The organism is Zhaonella formicivorans, from assembly GCF_004353525.1.
Lineage (GTDB): Bacteria > Bacillota > DUOV01 > DUOV01 > Zhaonellaceae > Zhaonella > Zhaonella formicivorans.
Genome location: NZ_CP085524.1, coordinates 1,057,663 through 1,078,999, shown reverse-complemented (window position 1 = coordinate 1,078,999; position 21,337 = coordinate 1,057,663). Strand labels below are relative to the sequence as shown.

At 44.0% G+C, this 21,337-nt stretch carries 20 protein-coding genes; all 20 read left to right on the top strand.

The window, feature by feature from the left end; genetic code table 11:
- The first annotated feature begins 40 nt into the window (after positions 1 to 40).
- The 20 genes from trmFO (at position 41) to EYS13_RS05220 (ending at position 21,325) form a co-directional block, all read left to right on the top strand.
- Complete coding sequence (gene trmFO, locus EYS13_RS05315; protein ID WP_227766643.1) at positions 41 to 1,357, top strand: methylenetetrahydrofolate--tRNA-(uracil(54)-C(5))-methyltransferase (FADH(2)-oxidizing) TrmFO; 1,317 nt, start codon at positions 41 to 43, stop codon at positions 1,355 to 1,357.
- A 99-nt stretch (positions 1,358 to 1,456) separates the two neighbouring features.
- The gene (gene xerC / locus EYS13_RS05310; protein ID WP_227766641.1) at positions 1,457 to 2,371 is read left to right on the top strand and encodes a tyrosine recombinase XerC; all 915 of its coding nucleotides are present in this window, start codon (positions 1,457 to 1,459) and stop codon (positions 2,369 to 2,371) included.
- 15 nt (positions 2,372 to 2,386) lie between these two features.
- Positions 2,387 to 2,917: an ATP-dependent protease subunit HslV gene (hslV, locus tag EYS13_RS05305; protein WP_227766639.1), complete on the top strand. Its 531-nt coding sequence runs from the start codon at positions 2,387 to 2,389 to the stop codon at positions 2,915 to 2,917.
- A gap of 13 nt (positions 2,918 to 2,930) precedes the next feature.
- Positions 2,931 to 4,337 (top strand): ATP-dependent protease ATPase subunit HslU, encoded by a 1,407-nt coding sequence (gene hslU / locus EYS13_RS05300; protein ID WP_227766636.1) that lies wholly within the window; start codon positions 2,931 to 2,933, stop codon positions 4,335 to 4,337.
- 46 nt (positions 4,338 to 4,383) lie between these two features.
- Entirely contained in the window at positions 4,384 to 5,166 is a 783-nt protein-coding gene (gene codY / locus EYS13_RS05295; RefSeq protein WP_227766635.1) for a GTP-sensing pleiotropic transcriptional regulator CodY, read from the top strand.
- A gap of 720 nt (positions 5,167 to 5,886) precedes the next feature.
- Positions 5,887 to 6,594, top strand: a complete 708-nt coding sequence (rpsB, locus tag EYS13_RS05290) for a 30S ribosomal protein S2 (RefSeq protein WP_227766632.1) — start codon at positions 5,887 to 5,889, stop codon at positions 6,592 to 6,594.
- 42 nt (positions 6,595 to 6,636) lie between these two features.
- Positions 6,637 to 7,290 (top strand): translation elongation factor Ts, encoded by a 654-nt coding sequence (gene tsf, locus EYS13_RS05285; RefSeq protein WP_227766630.1) that lies wholly within the window; start codon positions 6,637 to 6,639, stop codon positions 7,288 to 7,290.
- A 107-nt stretch (positions 7,291 to 7,397) separates the two neighbouring features.
- Positions 7,398 to 8,120 (top strand): UMP kinase, encoded by a 723-nt coding sequence (gene pyrH / locus EYS13_RS05280; RefSeq protein ID WP_227766628.1) that lies wholly within the window; start codon positions 7,398 to 7,400, stop codon positions 8,118 to 8,120.
- Complete coding sequence (frr, locus tag EYS13_RS05275) at positions 8,120 to 8,677, top strand: ribosome recycling factor (protein WP_227766626.1); 558 nt, start codon at positions 8,120 to 8,122, stop codon at positions 8,675 to 8,677. The genes pyrH and frr overlap by 1 nt, the downstream gene beginning before the upstream one ends.
- Entirely contained in the window at positions 8,667 to 8,909 is a 243-nt protein-coding gene (locus EYS13_RS05270; protein ID WP_227766624.1) for a hypothetical protein, read from the top strand. Before frr ends, EYS13_RS05270 begins: the two co-directional genes overlap by 11 nt.
- Complete coding sequence (locus tag EYS13_RS05265) at positions 8,910 to 9,077, top strand: DUF362 domain-containing protein (RefSeq protein WP_227766622.1); 168 nt, start codon at positions 8,910 to 8,912, stop codon at positions 9,075 to 9,077.
- 57 nt (positions 9,078 to 9,134) lie between these two features.
- The gene (gene uppS, locus EYS13_RS05260) at positions 9,135 to 9,917 is read left to right on the top strand and encodes an undecaprenyl pyrophosphate synthase (RefSeq protein WP_227766620.1); all 783 of its coding nucleotides are present in this window, start codon (positions 9,135 to 9,137) and stop codon (positions 9,915 to 9,917) included.
- 12 nt (positions 9,918 to 9,929) lie between these two features.
- Positions 9,930 to 10,724: a phosphatidate cytidylyltransferase gene (locus EYS13_RS05255; RefSeq protein WP_227766618.1), complete on the top strand. Its 795-nt coding sequence runs from the start codon at positions 9,930 to 9,932 to the stop codon at positions 10,722 to 10,724.
- Positions 10,725 to 10,732: 8 nt separating this feature from the next.
- Entirely contained in the window at positions 10,733 to 11,824 is a 1,092-nt protein-coding gene (gene ytvI, locus EYS13_RS05250) for a sporulation integral membrane protein YtvI (protein WP_227766616.1), read from the top strand.
- 16 nt (positions 11,825 to 11,840) lie between these two features.
- Positions 11,841 to 12,995 (top strand): 1-deoxy-D-xylulose-5-phosphate reductoisomerase, encoded by a 1,155-nt coding sequence (locus EYS13_RS05245; protein ID WP_227766614.1) that lies wholly within the window; start codon positions 11,841 to 11,843, stop codon positions 12,993 to 12,995.
- Positions 12,996 to 13,018: 23 nt separating this feature from the next.
- Entirely contained in the window at positions 13,019 to 14,032 is a 1,014-nt protein-coding gene (rseP, locus tag EYS13_RS05240) for an RIP metalloprotease RseP (RefSeq protein ID WP_227766612.1), read from the top strand.
- Positions 14,033 to 14,059: 27 nt separating this feature from the next.
- A complete protein-coding gene (gene ispG / locus EYS13_RS05235; protein ID WP_423055325.1) occupies positions 14,060 to 15,112 on the top strand; it encodes a flavodoxin-dependent (E)-4-hydroxy-3-methylbut-2-enyl-diphosphate synthase in 1,053 nt (350 codons plus the stop codon).
- A 65-nt stretch (positions 15,113 to 15,177) separates the two neighbouring features.
- Positions 15,178 to 16,875, top strand: coding sequence for a proline--tRNA ligase (locus EYS13_RS05230; RefSeq protein ID WP_227766609.1), 1,698 nt, complete (start codon positions 15,178 to 15,180; stop codon positions 16,873 to 16,875).
- A 72-nt stretch (positions 16,876 to 16,947) separates the two neighbouring features.
- Complete coding sequence (locus EYS13_RS05225) at positions 16,948 to 17,592, top strand: glycosyltransferase (protein ID WP_227766607.1); 645 nt, start codon at positions 16,948 to 16,950, stop codon at positions 17,590 to 17,592.
- Positions 17,593 to 17,620: 28 nt separating this feature from the next.
- Positions 17,621 to 21,325 (top strand): PolC-type DNA polymerase III, encoded by a 3,705-nt coding sequence (locus tag EYS13_RS05220; RefSeq protein ID WP_227766605.1) that lies wholly within the window; start codon positions 17,621 to 17,623, stop codon positions 21,323 to 21,325.
- Positions 21,326 to 21,337 lie beyond the last annotated feature (12 nt).

Below are 21,337 nucleotides of genomic sequence, written 5' to 3'. Positions count from 1 at the left end.
TTATAGCAAGTATCGAAGCATGTTATGAGGGGTGGCAACCTTGTGTACTGAACTGGTCATTATAGGAGGTGGTCTGGCAGGTGCTGAAGCAGCTTGGCAAGCTGCCCAGCGGGGCGTCAAAGTAAAATTATACGAAATGCGCCCCTACCAAATGACGCCTGCTCACCACAGTTCATACCTGGCGGAGCTTGTTTGCAGCAACTCCCTTAGGGCAAACGCTATTGAAAACGCTGTTGGTTTATTGAAGGAAGAAATGCGGAATTTAAATTCATTGATCATGCACTGCGCTGATAAACACGCGGTACCTGCAGGTGGAGCGCTGGCAGTTGACCGTAACGGTTTCAGTTCGGAAGTGACTGAAATCCTGGAAAAACATCCCAATGTGCAAATTATCCGGGAGGAGATTACTGACATACCGAACGGTCAGATCACTATCATTGCTTCCGGGCCGTTAACCAGCCCCGCTCTTGCAGCTCAAATACAGGAAATGACTAGCGCTGATTATTTTTATTTCTATGATGCTGCCGCACCTATAGTAACTAAAGAAAGCATTGATTGCAGTGTGGCATTTTGGGCATCAAGGTATGGAAAAGGCAGCGATGATTATTTGAATTGTCCCATGACCGAAGAGGAATATGATGCTTTTTACTCCTTCTTAGTTTCTGCCGAGAGACATGAACCGAAAGAATTTGAAAAAGAAATCCATTTTGAAGGATGTATGCCTATTGAAGCTTTGGCTAAAGGAGGCAAGCAAACTCTCCTGTTTGGTCCAATGAAGCCGGTTGGCCTAGTAGATCCGCGTACTGGGAAAATGCCCTATGCTGTGGTTCAATTGCGCAAAGACAACCAGGAGGGTTCCCTTTTTAACTTGGTTGGTTTTCAGACTGGTTTAAAATGGGGAGAACAACAAAAACTATTAAAACTGATCCCAGGATTAGAAAAGGCGGAAATAGTACGTTACGGCGTAATGCATAAAAATACCTATATCTCCAGTCCCGACTTGCTGCTCCCTACAATGCAGTTTAAAAAGCGACCCGAAATTTTGTTCGCCGGGCAAATCACTGGAGTGGAGGGATATGTAGAAAGTGCTGCCAACGGTCTGGTTGCAGGGATTAATGCCGCCCGCATAATTAACGGGCAGCAACCTCTGGTCTTTCCGCCGGAAACAGCCCATGGGGCATTATGCCATTATATTACTACTGCCGAAACAAAAAACTTTCAACCGATGAATATCAATTTTGGATTAATTCCACCTTTGGAGCATAAACAAAGGGATAAAAAATTAAAAAACCGTGCCTTGGCAGAACGAGCCTTGACGGTGTTGTGGAATTTTATGGAAAACAATAAGCTCAGCTAAGCGGCAATTCCTTGAATTGCTAAAATATTATTAAAATTTAACTTGTCAGCTCTTTGTGAATATGTTAACATAAGGGCGAGTTGCTAATGCGGTGATATAATGAACAGCAGCTATGATAGTTTGGTTGATCTTTTTTTAAAATCTTTAAGGGCTGAAAAGAATGCTTCCCAAAACACTGTGAGCGCCTATGCAAATGATTTAAATCAGTTTTTTATTTTTCTTCAGGAGCACTATAGAAAAAAAGCCGACGGAATAGAATTGGAAGTGCTGAGTCACTACGATATACGTTCTTTTTTAGCCTATTTACACCGGGCAGGTTATAACAAATCTTCGGTGGCAAGAAAATTAGCAGCCCTGAGGAAGTTTTACCGCTTTTTAAACAAGGAAAAATTGATTGCTAATAACCCGCTGTTCTTTATTAACAGCCCGAAAAAGGATAAAAAACTGCCTCGGTATCTGGAAGAAAAGCAAATTGAACAGTTGCTTGCTTTACCCGACTGCTCAACTCCGTTAGGATTACGGGACCGTGCCATGCTGGAAACCTTTTATGCTTCCGGGATCCGGGTGAGTGAGCTGGTAGGCCTTGATTTACCTCAGATTAATCTTGATTTAGGCTATATGGTGGTCTATGGAAAAGGCGCCAAGGAAAGGGTTGTGCCTTTGGGCAGCTTTGCCATCGAAGCTCTGCAAAATTATCTTCGGAGGGGAAGGCCGGTGTTACTGGCAACCCAAAATAATGATGCTCTGTTTTTAAACTACAAGGGAGTTAGGATTAGTGTAAGAGGTGTACGTTTGACTGTAGAAAAATATGTGAGAAGATTAGCTGACAGCCTAAAAATTTCGCCTCACTCTCTGCGCCACACCTTTGCCACCCATTTAATGGAGAGAGGTGCTGATTTAAGAGTGGTGCAGGAACTTTTAGGTCATGTAAGCATGGCTACAACCCAGGTTTATACTCACGTTACAACCTCAAAGATGAAAGAAGTTTATGATAAAACCCACCCTCGGGCTTAGCAGGGAGGTAATAGGATGTTTCACGCTACTACAATAGTAGCTGTTAAAAAAGACGGAAAGGTTGCTGTTGCCGGAGACGGACAAGTCACTTTTGGCAATGCCACGATAATGAAGCACCAGGCAAAAAAAGTTCGCAGGTTATATGGTGGTAAAGTAGTGGCCGGCTTTGCCGGTTCTGTGGCTGATGCTTTTACTCTTTTTGAAAAATTCGAAGGAAAGCTGGAAGAGTATAGGGGTAATTTGCAACGGGCGGCAGTAGAATTGGCCAAAGAGTGGCGAATGGACCGAATCTTGCGCAAACTGGAAGCGTTGCTCATCGTGGCAAATGAACAAACCTTATTGATTATATCCGGTAATGGCGAGATAATTGAGCCGGATGATAATGTGGCGGCTATAGGTTCCGGCGGGGCGTATGCTTTAGCTGCAGCAAGGGCCTTAATGAAACATACCCAGCTCGCCGCCGGTGAAGTTGCTCGAGAAGCTTTGCAAATAGCCTCTTCAATATGCGTGTATACCAATGACAATATAACTGTTGAAGAGATGTGAGGAGGTGGATGAAATGGAAAATTTGACTCCCAAGCAAATTGTGCAGGAGTTGGATAGATATATAGTAGGTCAGTCAGCAGCTAAAAAAAGTGTTGCTATAGCCCTCCGCAATAGATACCGTCGTAAAAAGCTAAGCCCAGAAATGCAAGATGAGATCATGCCGAAAAATATAATTATGATTGGGCCAACGGGCGTAGGCAAGACTGAAATTGCCAGGCGACTCGCCAAGCTGGTCAAGGCCCCTTTTATTAAAGTGGAGGCTACAAAATTTACTGAAGTTGGCTATGTCGGGCGGGACGTAGAATCCATAGTAAGGGATTTAGTGGAGACGTCAATTAGAATGGTTCGGCAGGAAAAGACATCGGTTGTAAAAGAAAAAGCAGAAGCTTTAGCCGAAGCTAGAATTTTAGATTTACTTTGCCCTTATCCCCAGCAGGAGAAATCTCCCAAAAATCCTTTTGAATTGCTTTTTGGGGGCAGAAGTCCCGCCGATATATCGCCGCAAGAAGAAGAATCATACCAGCAAAGAATGTTAAAGATTGATGAAAAAAGGGCAATATTAAAAGAAAAACTCCGCAGGCAAGAATTGGAAAACGAGCTTATTGAAATTGAAATAGAGGATCAAAAACCTCCGATGCTGGAAGTGTTTACAGGTTCTGGGATAGAGGAAATGGGGATAAATTTGCAGGATATGTTAGGCGGCATGTTCCCCAAAAAGAAAAAGAAAAGAAAAGTGACAGTTGCTGAGGCTAGAAAAATTTTGACGCAAGAAGAAGCAGAAAAGCTCATAGATATGGATGAGGTTGTGGCGCAAGCCATTTACCGGGCGGAACAGGATGGGATTATTTTCCTGGATGAAATTGATAAAATTGCAGGCAAAGAAGGCGGACACGGCCCCGATGTATCCAGAGGGGGAGTACAAAGGGATATTCTGCCCATAGTTGAGGGCTCAACAGTGGTTACCAAATATGGTCCGGTTAAAACTGACCATATTCTGTTTATTGCTGCCGGGGCTTTTCATATTACCAAACCTTCTGATTTAATTCCGGAGCTTCAGGGTCGTTTCCCCATTAGGGTTGAGTTGGACAGCCTAAGTAAAGAAAATTTCGAACAGATTTTAACTGAACCTAAGAATTCTTTAATTAAGCAATATACTGCCCTTTTAGCTACCGAAGGTGTGGAAGTGCAATTTAGCAAAGATGCTATTTCGGAAATTGCGGAAATAGCTTACACCGTTAATGCGCAAACTGAAAACATAGGCGCCAGACGGCTGCATACTATTCTGGAGAGGCTTTTGCAGGAATTGTTTTACGAAGCACCGGAGATGGGCGCACAAAAAATTGTGATCGACGCAGAGTATGTTAGAAATACACTGCAAGATATTGTCAAAGATCAAGATTTAAGCCGTTATATTCTTTAAAAATATACAATTTAAACCAGCAAATAGATGGTAAAGGAGAAGAGCAATGAAGACACTATTAGAAAAAACAAGAAATATCAACAAACTGTTACAAAAATCTGCCGGCAACCCAGTGGACTTCGATGAGATGGCCCAAGTCTTAAGGGACCAAATTAACGCAAATTGTTACATTGTTGGTAAATACGGCAAAATCCTCGGATACGCTTTTATTGAAGGTTTTACCTGCGAGATTATGGATAATATTGTTTATGAAACCGAGCGTTTTCCCGATGACTACAATGAAGAATTAATGCGGGTTAATGAAACGAAAGCTAATTTTGCCCAAGTAGCCAACTGCTGCATTTTCAGCGAAGAAGACAAATGTATTTTCAGCAATAAGTTGACTACTATTGTGCCTGTAATTGGCGGTGGACAGCGTTTGGGCACTTTGCTCTTATCAAGATTTAATGTAGAATTTACTGACGAGGATTTAGTTTTGGCCGAATACGGCGCAACAGTGGTAGGTATGGAAATTTTGCGTTCCAAAGCGGAAAAAATTGAAGAGGAGGCTCGTAAACGGGCTGCTGTGCATATTGCCCTTGGCACTCTTTCTTATTCCGAATTAGAAGCTGTAGAACATATTTTCGGAGAACTGGAGGGGGATGAAGGAGTGCTGGTAGCCAGTAAGATCGCAGATAGGGCCGGCATTACCCGTTCAGTAATTGTTAACGCTCTGCGCAAGTTTGAAAGCGCTGGTGTCATAGAATCGAAATCGTTGGGGATGAAAGGCACTTACATCAGAGTGTTAAACGATAATCTTTTAGAAGAACTGCAGCGCCTAAAAAGGTAGAGAAGGTAATTACTACATGCTGTATGGCTTAAGAAAAAGACCGGTTGAAGGTCTTTCAGACTACCCTCAAAATGTTAACCCTTGTATCTGCTGCTCCGGGATGACTTCGCCAAGAGCGCTGCTTCTGCTCATCGTTTGACTTCCAGCGGCACGCGCTGACGCGGCGTCCATGCCACTCCAGCGCTCTCGCAGCGTCCATGCTGCTCGGCCGCTTACAGTCAAACTCTTCACAGAGCGCTCTATGGCTTGTCATATGTCGCAGCTACACACAATGGGTTACAATTTTTCATTCTTCTGATGGTGCTGCACAGCAGCATGGGTGTCTGTCGACAAACTATTATTAGCCCGCATGTATTATGGAGCGGGACTGGTTTCCTCAAGGCTGGCGGCTCTGCCAAAGGTCAAAGGCGTAGGAGCTTGTCCAGAGCGAAGTAATACATGCGCGCTTTGTCTTCAAGCTGAGACCGGCTGCGGTCTTTTTCTTTTCATAACGTTATCATAACGTTGTTTTGACTTCATTGCATATAAATTAGGGCTTAGAGGGCAAATTAAAGACTGATTTCAAAATAAAAACTTGCCTTGCCAGTCGGCCTATGCTATACTGTTTTTTGGTGTAAATACACACGTCTACCAGAGTCAACAGAGAGGTGCTATCGTCAGGTAGTCTCTGTGGCGGATGAAGGCAGGCGGAGGTAAAAACCAATGGGAGGAGGTGTAAGTATGGCTGTGATTTCCATGAAGCAGTTACTGGAAGCTGGGGTACATTTCGGTCATCAGACCCGCCGTTGGAACCCCAAAATGGCGCCGTACATCTTTACCGAACGAAACGGCATTTACATAATCGACTTGCAGAAAACTGTGCGTAAAGTCGAAGAAGCTTATAATTTTGTTCGTGATATGGTCAGCGAAGGAAAAACAGTGCTATTTGTTGGAACAAAAAAACAAGCCCAAGATTCTGTAAAAGAAGAAGCAGAAAGATGCGGAATGTTTTATGTGAACCAGAGATGGCTGGGCGGAATGCTGACCAATTTTCAAACTATTCGCCAGAGAATCAACCGCTTGCATGAGCTTGAGCGCATGGAAGAAGAAGGCGTTTTTGCAGTTCTGCCCAAAAAAGAAGTTACTCAGCTTCTGGCGGAAAGAGAAAAACTGCAAAGATTTTTAGGCGGCATCAAGAATATGAACGAGCTTCCCGGTGTCTTATTTATTATTGACCCTCGTAAAGAAAGAATAGCAGTTGCAGAAGCTCGTCGGCTAGGAATCCCTATCGTAGCTATAGTAGACACTAACTGCGATCCGGACGAAGTTGATTATGTAATTCCAGGAAATGACGACGCTATTCGGGCGGTGAAACTTTTAACCAGCAAGATAGCAGACGCAGTCATCGAGGGTACCCAGGGTCAACCTGAAGAAGTGGAAGAAGCGTAATGAACCCCGATAGCGTAGTCTTGTAATAAGGGGATAGGTAAGATGATAAGTGCTAATCAGGTTAAAGAATTAAGGGAACGTACCGGGGCCGGGATGATGGATTGCAAGAAGGCCCTTAGCGAGACGAATGGCGACATGGAGAAAGCCATTGAATACCTTCGTGAAAAAGGTCTGGCTGCGGCTGCCAAGCGGGCTGGCCGGATTGCTACCGAAGGTTTAGTTGAGGCTTACATCCATGGAGGAGGACGTATCGGCGTTCTACTTGAGCTTAACTGCGAGACCGATTTTGTGGCTAAGACTGATGAATTTAAAGAATTAGCCAAGGATATTGCTATGCAGGTTGCAGCTTCCAAGCCGGAATATGTTTCCCGGGAGCAAGTTCCTCAGGAGGAAATTGAAAAAGAAAAGAACATCCTGAGAGCGCAAGCTTTAAACGAAGGGAAACCGGAAAAGATTGTTGAAAAAATGGTGGAAGGAAGAATTGAAAAATTCTTCAAAGAAGTATGTCTTTTGGAACAGCCGTTCATTAAAGATCCCGATAAAACTGTTCAGCAGTTAATAACTGAAAAAATAGCCAAAATAGGCGAAAATATTTCTGTACGTCGGTTTGTACGTTATGAACTCGGCGAGGGATTGGTAAAAAAGCAGAACGATTTTGCTGCCGAAGTTCAAGCCTTGACGTCGGGAACAAAGTAAGAGAGCACGAATGTGTTCTCTTTTTTTAGGGAAAACTTAATCTTCAGAAAAGGAATTTTAAGGAGTTTGTAGAAAGATTATTTGGTATACTGGAGGAAAGTTTATTTATGGCAAACCTTCGCTATAAAAGAATAATTTTAAAATTGAGCGGTGAAGCCCTAGCTGGTGGCCAGGGCTTTGGCATAGATCAGGCAACACTGCAGTCAATAGCTGAACAAATTAAAGAAATTAAAGATTTGGGAGTTGAAGTGGCAATTGTAGTTGGCGGGGGCAACATCTGGCGAGGTGTTGCCGGAAGTGCCCAAGGCATGGACCGAGCGACAGCTGATTATATGGGGATGTTGGCCACTGTGATGAATTCCTTAGCGCTGCAGGATGCCCTGGAAAAGGTTAATGTTTCAACCAGGGTTCAAACGGCCATTGAAATGAGGCAAATTGCCGAGCCGTATATCAGGCGCAGAGCCATAAGGCATTTGGAAAAAAACAGGGTGGTTATTTTTGCTGCCGGCACAGGTAACCCCTATTTTTCAACTGACACTACAGCAGCATTGCGGGCTGCGGAGATTGAAGCAGAAGTAATCTTGATGGCAAAAAAAGTAGATGGGGTTTATGATTCGGATCCTGTTAAAAATCCCAAAGCTAAAAGATTTACCGATCTACAGTACATAGATGTGCTAAATAAAGGACTGGGAGTCATGGATTCGACTGCCACCTCTTTATGTATGGATAACAATATTCCTTTAATTGTGTTTAATTTAAATGAAAAAGGAAATATATTAAAAGCAGTAAAAGGCGAAAAAATTGGAACTTTTGTTGGGAGGGGAGACTAATGCTTGATACGTTGCTAAAAGATGTTGAAGAGCGCATGAAAAAAGCAACCGAAGCTCTTAAGCGGGATTATAGCTCTTTGAGGGCAGGCAGAGCTAATCCGGCTTTGCTGGAAAAGATTACTGTAGAATACTATGGTACTCCTACGCCTATTAACCAATTGGCAAATATCTCAGCTCCAGAGCCGAGGCTTTTAGTTATTCAGCCTTGGGACAGAACGGTGATTGCTGCTGTTGAAAAAGCTATTCTCAAATCGGATCTGGGGCTTACACCTTCTAACGATGGTACAGTAATCCGGATTAGTATACCTCAGCTGACTCAAGAACGCAGGAACGAGCTGGTAAAAGTGGTTAAGAAAAAAGCAGAAGAGTACAGGGTTGAGGTTAGGAATTTCCGCAGGGATGCCAACGACAGTATTAAGAAGCTGGAAAAAGAAGGATCCATTACTGAGGACGAGTGCAAGAAAGGCCAGGAACAAGTACAGAAGCTTACAGACAAGTATATAGAGCAAATTGATAAGATTTTAGCTAATAAAGAGGCTGAAATTCTTGAAATCTAAGAACCAAGTTGAATTCCCGGGGTTGTTGGCGTATCAGGTTGCGATGGCTCAAAAAATATTGGAAGAACATGGCTTTGAGATTGAAACTATCACAGTTACACAAGCACCCCAAGAACAAGCGGGGAAAATATGCAGGGTGGTAAGGCAAACTTTTTCGGATGAGAGCAAAGTTAATCTGGTAGTGGCTTATTCCCCCGTGGATGAAAAGATCCTTCGAAAGGAGGTGGAATAAGTGTATAAAATTACTGATGCATGCTTATCATGCGGAATTTGCATGGATGAATGCCCAACAGGGTCTATTTCCGAGGGCGCTGATCATTTCGTAATTGATCCTGAAACTTGCACCGAATGTGGTAGCTGTGCAAGCGTTTGCCCAAACGAAGCGATTGTCGAGGAATAATTAATAAACCCCCTCTGCCGAGGGGGTTTGTTAATAAAATAAAGGAGATGCAAATTTATGGGTCCCTTTAGGTGGCCTACGGTAACAAACTTTATCACCAGGAAGAAAAAAGAAAATTTTTTAACGTTAGAGTCAAACAAACTGCCCCGGCACATTGCCATAATTATGGACGGAAACGGGCGCTGGGCCCAAAAAAGGGGTTTACCGCGGGCTGCAGGGCATAGGGCCGGAGTTGAATCTCTGCGGGAAATTGTGGAGGCCTGTGCTGAGCTGGGGATAGCAGTTTTGACCGTTTACGCTTTTTCTACGGAAAATTGGAAACGTCCCCAAGAAGAAGTTGATGTTTTAATGAACCTGCTGACAGAATACCTGCAGAAAGAATCTACAGAATTGCACCGTAAAAATGTTAGAATTAATCCTATCGGCAGAATCGCCAGTTTACCGGAGACAGCACGCCATGAACTGGCTAGAGCAGTAAATTTAACAAAGGATAATAAAGGACTGATTTTGAATATTGCCTTGAATTATGGGGGAAGGGCCGAACTGGTAGATGCAACCCGGGCAATCGCGCAGAAAGTCATTTCCGGCGAGATTAGCCCCCAAGAAATAACCGAGGAAGTCATTGCCGCCAATTTATACACCGGTTCGTTACCGGACCCTGATTTGCTCATCCGCCCGTCGGGTGAATTTAGAATCAGCAATTATTTACTTTGGCAATCTGCTTATACTGAGTTTTGGTTTACAGACGTTTTTTGGCCCGAATTTAAGCGGGAGCACCTTTACCAAGCTTTACAGGATTATATATGCAGGGAACGCAGATTCGGTGGCATTAAAAAATAACGGAGTGAGCATATGTTGTGGCAGAGGTTTTTAACGGCGCTTTTAGGTATTCCCTTTGCTTTGTTGGTCGTATATTGGGGCAAGCTGCCATTCTTCTTAACCATTACTATTTTAAGCTTATTAGGATTGAAGGAATACTTCGGCATGGTTTACAGGTTAGGCGCAAAACCTTTTTGTCTTTTAGGGTATTTTGCCGCCTTGATAATACTTGGGGCAACTTATCTGGGAACCCCTTACACCAGGCTTGAGTTGCTATTGCCATTTTTTTTGTTTGGTGCCATATCTTTGCTTAGCAATTTTGGCAAAAGAAATGTAAAGGATTTTGCCTTAACTTTTTTGGGAGTCTTTTACGTGGCCGGTTTCTTCAGCTATCTCTTGCAAGTCAGGTTTCAATTTTCTGATGGCTTCCAATGGGTGGTAATGATTTTAATTTTGATCTGGGTTAACGACAGCGGGGCTTATTTTGTAGGAAAAAAATTCGGCAAACGGAAACTGCACCACTTGGTGAGCCCTAAGAAAACAGTTGAAGGAGCGGTAGGTGGTATAGTAGCAACTGCTTTGACGGCAATGCTCCTAAACTATTTTTGGCAGCTGCTGCCTGCATTACATGGAATTATACTTTCTGTGCTGGTAGCAATAACAGGCATCGTGGGGGACCTTTGGGAGTCTGCCTTAAAGCGGGAAGCGGGAATAAAGGATTCCGGAATTTTGTTGCCTGGCCATGGCGGCATTCTTGATAGGTTTGACAGCTTACTCTTTGCAATACCGGTAGTATACTATTATTTGCAAGGGTTTATAATAGATTGAGGTGCACTATGAAGGAAATTTCACCCAGGTTATTAAAGTTTGCCATAAAGTCTGTTACAACTCTTAGTGTTCTTATTATCTTGTTTCTTGCGTATTACTATATTATTCCTGCTTTAAAGGGATTTATTATTTACCTTCTTCCAATCGTTCTGCCCTTTGTATTGGCTCTGGCGCTGGCAGCGTTGATTGATCCTGTTGTTGATTATTTAGAATTTCGTCTGAAGATAGGCCGAACTACCAGCGTTTTCATTACTTTGACTTGCCTTATTGGCGGCTTGCTCGCCGGCATAGTATGGCTAATCGCCCGCTTGATTTCGGAACTAATAAGGCTTTCCAGGATGCTGCCGGAATTATCGGGAGAACTTACTCAATTGGTTTTGGACCTTATCCACAAAACTACTGCTTTTTATTTTTCCCTGGATATACCGGAACAGTTAATCCAAAATGCCACGACGAATATTGAAAAATTGGCTAATCGTTTGACTGAATTAACCGGTGACTTTTTAACCGGCACAATCGCTTTTTTTTCCTCGATTCCCAGCGGCCTGTTAGTCATAATCTTTACTTTAATGGCTACTTTCTTTTTTAGTAGGGATAAAGAGAAAATCAGAAACAGCATTTACAGGTTTTTGCCCGAGCGAACAGCTAAATTAATTGACTCTGTTGGACAAGAAGTTGGTACCGCCATGGTAGGATTTATCAGGGCACAAGTGGTGCTGATGTTAATTACCTTTGTGCAGACTTTAGCTGGCTTGTACTTGCTGGGCGTTGACTATTCCTTATTAATCGCAATTTTTGTGGGATTGGTAGATGCACTGCCTGTATTGGGGCCGGGTGCGGTATTTATTCCATGGATGATTTGGGAATTTATTAACGGCCAAGTTCGTTTGGCCTTGGCCCTTTTAGTTTTATATGCTTTCGTTACTATTGTCAGGCAACTTTTGCAGCCGAAAATTGTGGGCGACAGTGTAGGAATGCATCCTTTGGAGGCGCTGATTGCCATTTATGGCGGCTTGAAAATTTTTGGGGTGCTGGGAGTCATAATTGGCCCTATTTTATTAATTGTAATCAAGGCTGGATGGCGCGCCTGGCAAAAATGAAGTAAGGAGAAATTTGATGAATAAAGGCATAGCTTTGCTAGGTTCTACCGGATCCATTGGACGACAGACTTTAGAGGTGGTAGATGCTTTCCCGGAACAATTGAAGATACATGCACTGGTTGCAGGAAGCAATATTGAACTGTTAAGCCGGCAAATACTATTCTACAAACCGCAGGTTGCTGTTATAGCAGACCGTCATCTCTTGCCGGCGTTGCAACAAAAGCTGGGTAACGTCAAAACGAAAATACTGGCAGGAGAAGAAGGGATTAGGGAAGCTGTGGCTTTACCCGAGGTTGATATTGTAATTACTGCCGTTAGCGGTGTTTGTGGATTAAGGCCTACTTTAGAAGCAATCAGGTTGGGCAAAAACATAGCTCTTGCTAATAAAGAAACCCTGGTGGCTGCAGGCCAATTGGTAATGGAAGAAGCTCGTAAAAATGGGGTTGCAATTTTGCCTGTGGACAGCGAACACAGCGCGATTTTTCAATGCCTGCAAAACCAGGCTGAATTTGCTGAAAGCATTATTTTAACGGCATCGGGCGGCCCTTTTCGCGGCTGGCAAAAAGAAGAATTATCTAAAGTTACACCTCAAATGGCTCTTCGCCATCCAAACTGGATTATGGGTTCAAAGATAACCGTTGATTCAGCAACCCTAGTCAACAAGGGGTTGGAGGTAATTGAAGCCCATTGGCTTTTTGCCATGCCTTTAAGTAAAATAGAAGTCCTGGTACACCCCCAGAGCATTATTCACTCCTTAGTAAGGTTCCGGGATGGATCGATGCTTGCTCAACTTGGTTTACCGGATATGCGGTTGCCAATTCAGTATGCTTTGACCTGGCCAGCCAGATGGGAGAACAAATGGCAAAGGCTCGATCTGACTATGGTGGGACAACTTACATTCGAAAAACCTGATTACGATAATTTCCCCGGCCTGAAACTGGCATATCAGGCGGGACTTGCAGGGGGAACGGCTCCTTGTATCTATAATGCCGCTAATGAGAAAGCAGTTCAGCTTTTCCTGGCAGGGAGAATCGGTTTTACCCAGATAAGTGAACTGATTGAGTACAGCTTAGATACAATAGAACATAGCAGCAATCCTGAGCTTGAGGAAATACTTACCACTGATTTAAAAGTTAGGGAAATAGTTGAGCGTAGGGCTGAAGTGCTTTAAATTTTAGGGAAGAGGGTGAAGTTTTGTCAGTTTTAATTACCATTTTGATTTTGGGAGTTTTAATTATAGCACACGAGCTTGGTCACCTCTTGGCTGCAAAAGCTGTGGGCATAAAGGTACACGAGTTTGCCATCGGCATGGGGCCTAAAATAATCGGTTATCAAGCTAAAGAAACATTGTACTCTCTTAGGGCCTTTCCTATCGGGGGCTTTAACCGTATGGCCGGAATGGAGCCGGGGGATGAAGATGATGTCCGAGGCTTTAATACAAAAAGTGTAGGGCAACGCAGCCTGGTCATAGCTGCTGGTAGTTTAATGAACTTCATCCTGGCATTAACGCTGTTTATAATAGTTTTCATGGGAATTGGCATACCTTCAAACCAAAACGTCGTTGGCAGGGTTGTCCCCGGCGGGGCGGCTGAACTGGCAGGGCTGCAGGCCGGTGACCGGATAATTGCTATTAACGGTGAAAAGACAGCTTCCTGGGATGAACTTACTGCCATCATCCATAAAAATCCGGAAAGAAAGATTGAAATCACTGTACTGCGCGAAAATAAGAAAATGGCGTTTGCTGTAACACCCAGACTGGACCCTAAACACAAGGTTGGACTGATTGGTATTGAGAGAGCTTGGGAAAAGCAAGGCTTTTTGAATTCAATTATGTTAGGTGTAAAACAGGCTGTTGGTGTAAGCATTTTGTTGGTAACAAGCCTGGTGCAAATGATTATAGGTAAAATTCCCGCGGATGTGGCAGGGCCAGTAGGGATGGTGCAATTAGTGGGGCAAGCAGTGGAATTTGGGTTAGCAAGCGTGCTTAATTTTGCTGCCATTCTCAGTCTTAATTTAGGCTTAATCAATTTATTCCCTATCCCTGCCTTGGATGGCAGCCGCTTAATCTTTTTGGGGTTAGAAAAGCTACGGGGTCAACCCCTGCAGCCGGACAAGGAAAACTTTATTCATTTTGTTGGCTTTTTTCTCCTAATAGCCTTGATGCTGCTCATAACTTATCAGGATATTGTACGCTTGATACTAAAATGAATTAAATTGGATGGTGCTGTCTAATTGATCAAACGCAGAATAAGTAATACAATTCACGTAGGAAAAGTAGCAATTGGCGGCAAGGCTCCCATTTCTGTACAATCCATGACTAACACTGACACACGAGATGTGGCGGCTACTGTACAGCAAATCCACCGGCTAGAAAAAGCCGGCTGTGAAATAGTGAGAGTCGCTGTGGTGGACAGCGAAGCGGCTGCTGCTCTCAAAAAAATCAGGGAGAGAATCAATATTCCGCTTATTGCTGACATTCATTTCGACTACCGCCTGGCCCTGCAGGCTATCGAGAGCGGAGTTGATGGCCTTAGACTTAACCCAGGTAACATTGGTTCCAAAGAAAAGGTCAAATTGATTACCACTCTGGCCAAGGAACGCTCTGTGCCAATAAGAATTGGAGTAAATGCAGGCTCCCTTGATAAAAGATTGTTGGCAAAATATGGCAGGCTGGTTCCGGAGGCTTTGGTGGAAAGCGCATTGGAGCACATCACTATTTTAGAAGAACTGCAGTTTAACGCTATCAAGGTTTCTCTTAAGGCCTCAGATATCCCGTTGATGGTAGAGGCTTACCGCCTGCTGGCGGACAAAGTTCCTTATCCCTTGCATCTGGGAGTTACGGAAGCAGGCACTTTAAAGAGCGGCACTGTGAAGTCGGCCGTGGGAATCGGAATTTTGTTGGCTGAAGGCATTGGAGATACGATCCGGGTTTCACTGACAGGGGACCCGGTTGAGGAAGTAGCCGTTGGTTATGAAATCCTAAAAACGCTGGGGTTAAGAAAAAAGGGAGTGGAGTTGATCTCCTGCCCAACCTGCGGCAGGTGTGGAATTGATTTGATAAGTATTGCCAATGAAGTGGAAGAAAAACTCGCTCATATAGACAAGCCCTTGAAAATTGCAGTGATGGGCTGCGTTGTCAACGGTCCGGGCGAGGCACGGGAAGCGGATGTTGGAATCGCAGGAGGAAAAGGTGTAGGCATTTTATTCAAAAAAGGAGAAATGATAGCTAAAGTTCCGCAGGAGCAACTTGTTCAGGCACTGCTAGCTGAAGTAGAGAAGATGTTATGACTATGTTTTGCGTTAATATTTAGTATCAATTGCAACAAAAACTTTCTTATAGGGAGGTAAATATCATGCGGGTGTCAGCCCTAATGTTGCCAACGCTGCGAGAAGTTCCGGCAGAGGCAGAAGTCATAAGTCATAAGTTGTTGGTAAGGGCCGGGATGATTCGAAAATCAGCTGCCGGTATTTATTCTTACCTACCTTTGGGTTGGCGGGTAATGCAAAAAATTGCAGCCATTATCAGGGAGGAGATGGATCGGGCGGGAGGCCAAGAACTGCTTTTGCCTATTGTTCAACCGGCTGAGTTATGGCTGGAAAGCGGCAGATGGAATGTATACGGTGCTGAACTGTTTCGTTTAAAGGACCGACACCAAAGGGACTTTTGTTTAGGACCGACCCACGAGGAAATAATTACTGACTTGGTAAGGAGAGAGGTGAGCTCTTATAAACAACTTCCTCTCTTGCTCTACCAAATTCAAAGTAAGTTCAGGGATGAACGCAGGCCGCGCTTTGGGTTAATGCGGGGCAGGGAATTCATGATGAAAGATTTATACTCTTTTGATCGGGATGAGGAAGGTTTAAAGCGAAGTTACCAAAAAATGTATGATGCCTATGTGAATGTGTTTACCAGGTGCGGCTTAACATTCCGTCCCGTGGAAGCCGATTCCGGAGCAATTGGAGGCAGCGCTACCCACGAGTTCATGGTTTTAGCTAATTCCGGTGAGGCAGAAATCGTTTATTGTGAAGAGTGCAACTACGCTGCAAATGTGGAACGAGCAAAAAACATGCTGGCAGAAAAAGAAACGGAGGAGTTCCAGTCCCTGGAACTGCTCTACACTCCCGATGTACATACCATTGAGCAATTGGTAGATTTCGTCAACCTTCCGGCGGAAAGGTTGCTAAAAACACTTTTCTATGACGCTGATGGAAAAATAATTTGCGCCGTGGTTCGGGGCGACAGGGAGGTAAATGAAATAAAACTACAGAACCTTCTTGGCTGCCTTGAATTAAAACTGGCTTCCGATGATGCTATTGAACAACTCACCGGATCCACTCCCGGCTTCGTAGGGCCCATAGGCCTGCAAGGAGTGTCTGTATATGTTGACGAAGAGGTTGTCTCAGTAGTTAATGGCGTAGCAGGTGCAAACAAAGTCGATCACCATTACTTGAATGTCAATTATGGGCGTGATTTTTCAGCAACGGATATAGTGGATATTCGCGTAGTCCGGGCCGGTGATTTATGCCCGCGCTGCGGTGCAACGCTGAATTCAGCCCGTGGAATTGAAGTGGGGCAGATATTCCAGTTAGGGACCAAATACAGCAAAGCCCTAGGAGCTAACTTTGTTGATGAAAAAGGGCAGGAACAGCCGATAGTTATGGGTTGTTACGGCATTGGAGTTGGCAGAACCATGGCTGCAGCGGTAGAGCAAAACCATGATGAAAAGGGCATTATTTGGCCGCTGGCAATTGCTCCATTTGAAGTGGTTGTGGTACCGGTAAGTTCCAAGGAAGAAATTCAAATGGAACTGGCCAATAAAGTTTATCAAGAACTAAAACAGGCAGGCGTGGACGTAGTGCTAGACGACAGAGATGAGCGCGCAGGCGTCAAATTTTCCGATGCTGATTTGATTGGTTACCCTTACCGGATAACCATCGGGAAAAAAACGGTGTCCGAACATACTGTTGACCTTAAGCACCGGGCTACAGGGGAAGAAGAAACAATATCCTTGGATAATGTAGTTGAACATGTTATACGACTGGTAAAATAATACTGCAGGAATTTTTATGCTGACCTAAACAGATCCGTTGTAATCGTAGTATTTTTAAGGAGGCGTAGACTGTTGAAAGTCTCTGCTGTCATTCCTGCATACAACGAAGCAAAAACAGTAGGCGATGTGGTGCGGGCCATCAAGCCCATCGAACTGATTGATGAGATTATCGTGGTGAGCGACGGTTCATGGGACGACACGCCTGCTGTGGCTCAAGCCGCCGGCGCCAAGGTCATAGCTTTGCAAGAAAATATAGGTAAAGGCGGAGCTATGATGGTAGGGGTGCGGGAAAGCAAGCATGATGTCATTTTGTTTTTAGATGCCGATCTAATTGGCTTAGAAGCGCAACATGTTTACAAACTTTTGGAACCTGTATTATTTGATCAGGCTGATATGGCTGTAGGTATTTTCGAGGGGGGGAGAGCCGTAACCGAGCTGGCCCAAATAGTAGCTCCTTTCCTCTCAGGACAAAGAGCCGTGAAACGCTTTATAATGGAAGCAATAGCCAGGCTGGACTTGACTCGCTTCGGTGTGGAAGTAGCATTGACCCGTTACGTGCACGAGCACGGCTTGAGGGTGGAAGAAGTTTACTTACAGGATTTGACGCACGTGATGAAAGAAGAGAAATTAGGATTGGTCAAAGGCTTTATGGCTAGGATGAAGATGTACTGGGAAATTGCTAAATCTGTCTCCTGCGATTTTGAAGACAGCAAATAAAGACAGAAAATAGGTGAAATTGGAACCAATGCAATCACCGGCAGACAAGCGCACAGAGAGTTTTTGCTTTCAAGAGCTGCTAAGGGAAGCACAGTTGGATGGCGGGGTAAAGGAAATCCTGCAACACTCGTGGGTAGAAAAGGTTAAGGTAGACCGCCACAAGAAGGAATGGATAGTTTTTTTGAAAATAAACGAATTTGTCCCCCACGAGCAATTGACTATGCTGGCGGAGCAAATTAAGGCCCATGTGCCGGGGTTGAATAACCTGGTTTTTTTTCCTCGTTTTCAAACACAAAATATTAATCTTAATCTATTTTGCCGCAGTTATTGGCCTCTTATTGCTAATTTTATCAGGGATAAAATGCCGGCAGTCGGCAATTGGTTAAGCTGCGTCAACCTGGAACTACTTGATAACAAATTGGTCCTCAAGTTTCCAGTGCCCATGCTGGTGGAATATTTGGAACAAAAGAATTGTTCAAGACTTATCCAGGATGTGCTTGGCCGGATGCTCCTTACTCCCTGCAAGGTTGAAGCGACGGTATGCACGGAAGAGAATGGAGTACTTCCCTCCCCGGAAGAATTGGAAAAAGAAGAACTGCAACGGAGCCTGCTGTCTAGCCGACCGGCTGAAAAGGTTAACAAAGAAGAGGGTAGTGGAAAAACAACTTCGGAGGTATTGCTGGGTAAAGCCATTACTTCTCCACCGGTTTTAATTAAAGACATCGTTGAAGAGGAGAAATCAGTTACTGTCAAGGGACGTGTTTTTAATCTCGAGGTTAAAGAATTAAAAAGCGGTCGCACCTTGGTAACTTTTGATATTGCAGATCATACCAGCGCAATTACTGTTAAGTTTTTCGAAGAGGAAAAGAACAAAGGGGTAGCAGCGCAGCTCAAGGAAGAGCAATGGCTGCTTGTCCGGGGTCCTGTTCAGCAAGATCGTTTCTCGCAGGAATTGACCGTCATGGCCTACGATATTTCCCTTGCTGATCCGGAACTTAGACAGGATTCCAGTGAAGAAAAAAGGGTGGAATTACATCTTCATACCAAGATGAGTGCCCTTGATGGGCTTACCGATATTTCTGCAGTTATCAAAAGAGCTGCCCTGTGGGGACATCCTGCGGTGGCCATAACTGACCATGGCGTGGTCCAAGCCTTTCCTGAAGCATATGAAGCTGGAAAAAAACATGGCGTAAAGATTATTTACGGCGTGGAAGGGTACCTTTTTGACAGCACCTCCAACCCGGCGGAGAAAGAACGAACTTATCATATAATTATTCTGGTCAAAAACCAGCAAGGTCTGGAAAACCTTTATCGTTTAATTACTTTGGCTCATTTAGAATATTTCTACCGGAAGCCAAGAATACCAAGAAAAGAATTGGAGCGCTACCGGGAAGGCTTAATTTTAGGTTCAGCATGCGAGGCGGGCGAATTGATCCAGGCTATTCTACAAAATAAGAATGAAGCTGAATTGCAAAGAATTGCAGCTTTCTATGATTACCTGGAGATTCAGCCCATTGGGAACAATGATTTTATGATCCGCAAAGGTATGGTGGAAAGCGAGCAAGATTTAATAAATATCAACAAAAAAATTGTAGAACTTGGTGAAGTGCTTGGCAAACCGGTTGTAGCAACCGGCGATGTCCACTTTTTAGATCCCGAAGACTCCATTTACCGGCGGATTTTAATGTGCGGACAAGGGTACCAGGATGAGCCGCAGGCCCCCCTCTATTTTCGCACAACCGAGGAAATGCTGGCGGAATTTACGTATCTTCCCCAGGAAAAGGCCTACGAAGTTGTGATTGCCAATCCACGGTCAATAATGAGGATGACAGAGGAAATTTTACCTATCCCCGAAGAACTGTATGCTCCGGAGATACCTGGTGCTGAAGAACAAATTATAAACATGAGCAGGTCTAAAGCCGCCCAGATCTATGGGGAAGATTTGCCAAAAGTTGTTCGAGAACGTCTGGACAAAGAGTTGAATTCCATCATTACTAACGGCTTTGCGGTCTTATACCTGATTGCACATAAGTTGGTGAAAAAATCGAATGATGATGGCTATTTAGTAGGCTCCCGGGGTTCTGTAGGCTCTTCATTTGTGGCTACCATGACCGGTATAACAGAAGTTAACCCGCTACCCCCTCATTATGTGTGCCCCAACTGTAAAAACAGCGAATTTATTGAAGATGGTTCCTACAATTGTGGGGCGGATATGCCGGATAAGAAGTGTCCCAGATGTGGAACAGCGTATAAAAAAGACGGACATGATATTCCTTTTGAAACATTCCTCGGTTTCAATGGTGATAAAGTTCCCGATATTGATTTAAACTTTTCAGGGGAATATCAACCGCGGGCTCACAAATTTACTGAGGAATTGTTCGGTAAAGATTATGTATTTCGTGCGGGTACCATCGCAACTATTGCCGAAAGAACAGCTTTTGGCTTCGTCAAAAACTTTTTCGAAGAGAGAGGACAAAAGCCTCGAAATGCGGAAATTGCCCGACTGGTTTCCGGTTGTACGGGGGTAAAAAGGACAACAGGGCAGCATCCCGGTGGTCTAATGGTTGTTCCTAAGTATACAGATATTCATAAATTTACTCCTTTGCAGCGCCCGGCAGACGATGTGAAGTCTGAAACTATTACTACCCATTTTGATTATCATTCCATAAGCAGTAGATTGGTAAAATTGGATATTCTGGGGCACGATGATCCGACTGTCATCAAAATGCTGGAAGATCTTACAGGAATAGATGCCAAAAGTATTCCTTTGGATGAGCCAAAGACCATGTCGCTGTTTTCATCTGTTGAGGCGTTAGGACTAAAGCCTGAAGATATTAATTCCTCCGTGGGAACTTTTGGCATTCCTGAATTCGGGACTCGTTTTGTACGGCAGATGCTTGAGGATACAAAGCCAAAAACCTTTTCGGAATTGGTAAGGATTAGCGGTTTTTCCCACGGTACCGATGTGTGGCTAAATAACGCCCAGGATTTGATTAAAAGTGGTATGGCTAAGCTTTCCGAAGCCATTTCCACACGGGATGACATTATGTTATATCTGATTTACAAAGGGATGGAGCCTCTCATAGCCTTCAAAATTATGGAAGATGTGCGTAAAGGTAAAGGTGTCAAACCCGAATACGAGGAAGCCATGAAGCAGCATAAGGTACCTGCTTGGTATATTGAATCTTGTAAAAAAATAAAATATATGTTTCCTAAGGCCCATGCCGTGGCTTATGTAACTATGGCCTTTAGAATTGCTTATTTTAAGGTGTATTATCCCCAGGCTTTTTACGCCAGCTTTTTCACCGTGCGGGCTGATGAATTTGATGCCATGTTAATTACCCAGGGGGTCAAAGCTGTACGACAGGCAATACAAACCATCGAACAAAAGGGCAATGAGGCCAGTGCCAAAGAAAAGAACCTGCTCACTATTTTGGAAATTGCCCTGGAGATGTTTCAAAGGGGTTTCAAAATGCGTAAAGTGAACTTGTGGGAATCGGAAGCCACCAAGTTCCGCATTGTTGAAGGGGAACTGCTGCCTCCTTTTGCTGCGCTCCAAGGGGTGGGAATAACTGCTGCCATGAATATTGTGGCTGCACGCAAAGAGCGTTTGTTTACCTCTATCGAAGATTTGAGGGTGAGAGCCCGGCTTAGCAAGACAATTATAGAGATTTTAAAAGAACATGGCTGCCTTAATGGTTTAACAGACACTGACCAGCTCAGTCTTTTTTAGCGCTCCTGCTCT

Coding starts and splice junctions, on each gene's coding strand:
- codY (WP_227766635.1), top strand. CDS start 4,384: ATGAAGACACTATTAGAAAAAACAAGAAATATCAACAAACTGTTACAA.
- tsf (WP_227766630.1), top strand. CDS start 6,637: ATGATAAGTGCTAATCAGGTTAAAGAATTAAGGGAACGTACCGGGGCC.
- rpsB (WP_227766632.1), top strand. CDS start 5,887: ATGGCTGTGATTTCCATGAAGCAGTTACTGGAAGCTGGGGTACATTTC.
- hslU (WP_227766636.1), top strand. CDS start 2,931: ATGGAAAATTTGACTCCCAAGCAAATTGTGCAGGAGTTGGATAGATAT.
- pyrH (WP_227766628.1), top strand. CDS start 7,398: ATGGCAAACCTTCGCTATAAAAGAATAATTTTAAAATTGAGCGGTGAA.
- hslV (WP_227766639.1), top strand. CDS start 2,387: ATGTTTCACGCTACTACAATAGTAGCTGTTAAAAAAGACGGAAAGGTT.
- ytvI (WP_227766616.1), top strand. CDS start 10,733: ATGAAGGAAATTTCACCCAGGTTATTAAAGTTTGCCATAAAGTCTGTT.
- uppS (WP_227766620.1), top strand. CDS start 9,135: ATGGGTCCCTTTAGGTGGCCTACGGTAACAAACTTTATCACCAGGAAG.
- frr (WP_227766626.1), top strand. CDS start 8,120: ATGCTTGATACGTTGCTAAAAGATGTTGAAGAGCGCATGAAAAAAGCA.
- EYS13_RS05255 (WP_227766618.1), top strand. CDS start 9,930: ATGTTGTGGCAGAGGTTTTTAACGGCGCTTTTAGGTATTCCCTTTGCT.
- EYS13_RS05245 (WP_227766614.1), top strand. CDS start 11,841: ATGAATAAAGGCATAGCTTTGCTAGGTTCTACCGGATCCATTGGACGA.
- xerC (WP_227766641.1), top strand. CDS start 1,457: ATGAACAGCAGCTATGATAGTTTGGTTGATCTTTTTTTAAAATCTTTA.
- EYS13_RS05230 (WP_227766609.1), top strand. CDS start 15,178: ATGCGGGTGTCAGCCCTAATGTTGCCAACGCTGCGAGAAGTTCCGGCA.
- EYS13_RS05220 (WP_227766605.1), top strand. CDS start 17,621: ATGCAATCACCGGCAGACAAGCGCACAGAGAGTTTTTGCTTTCAAGAG.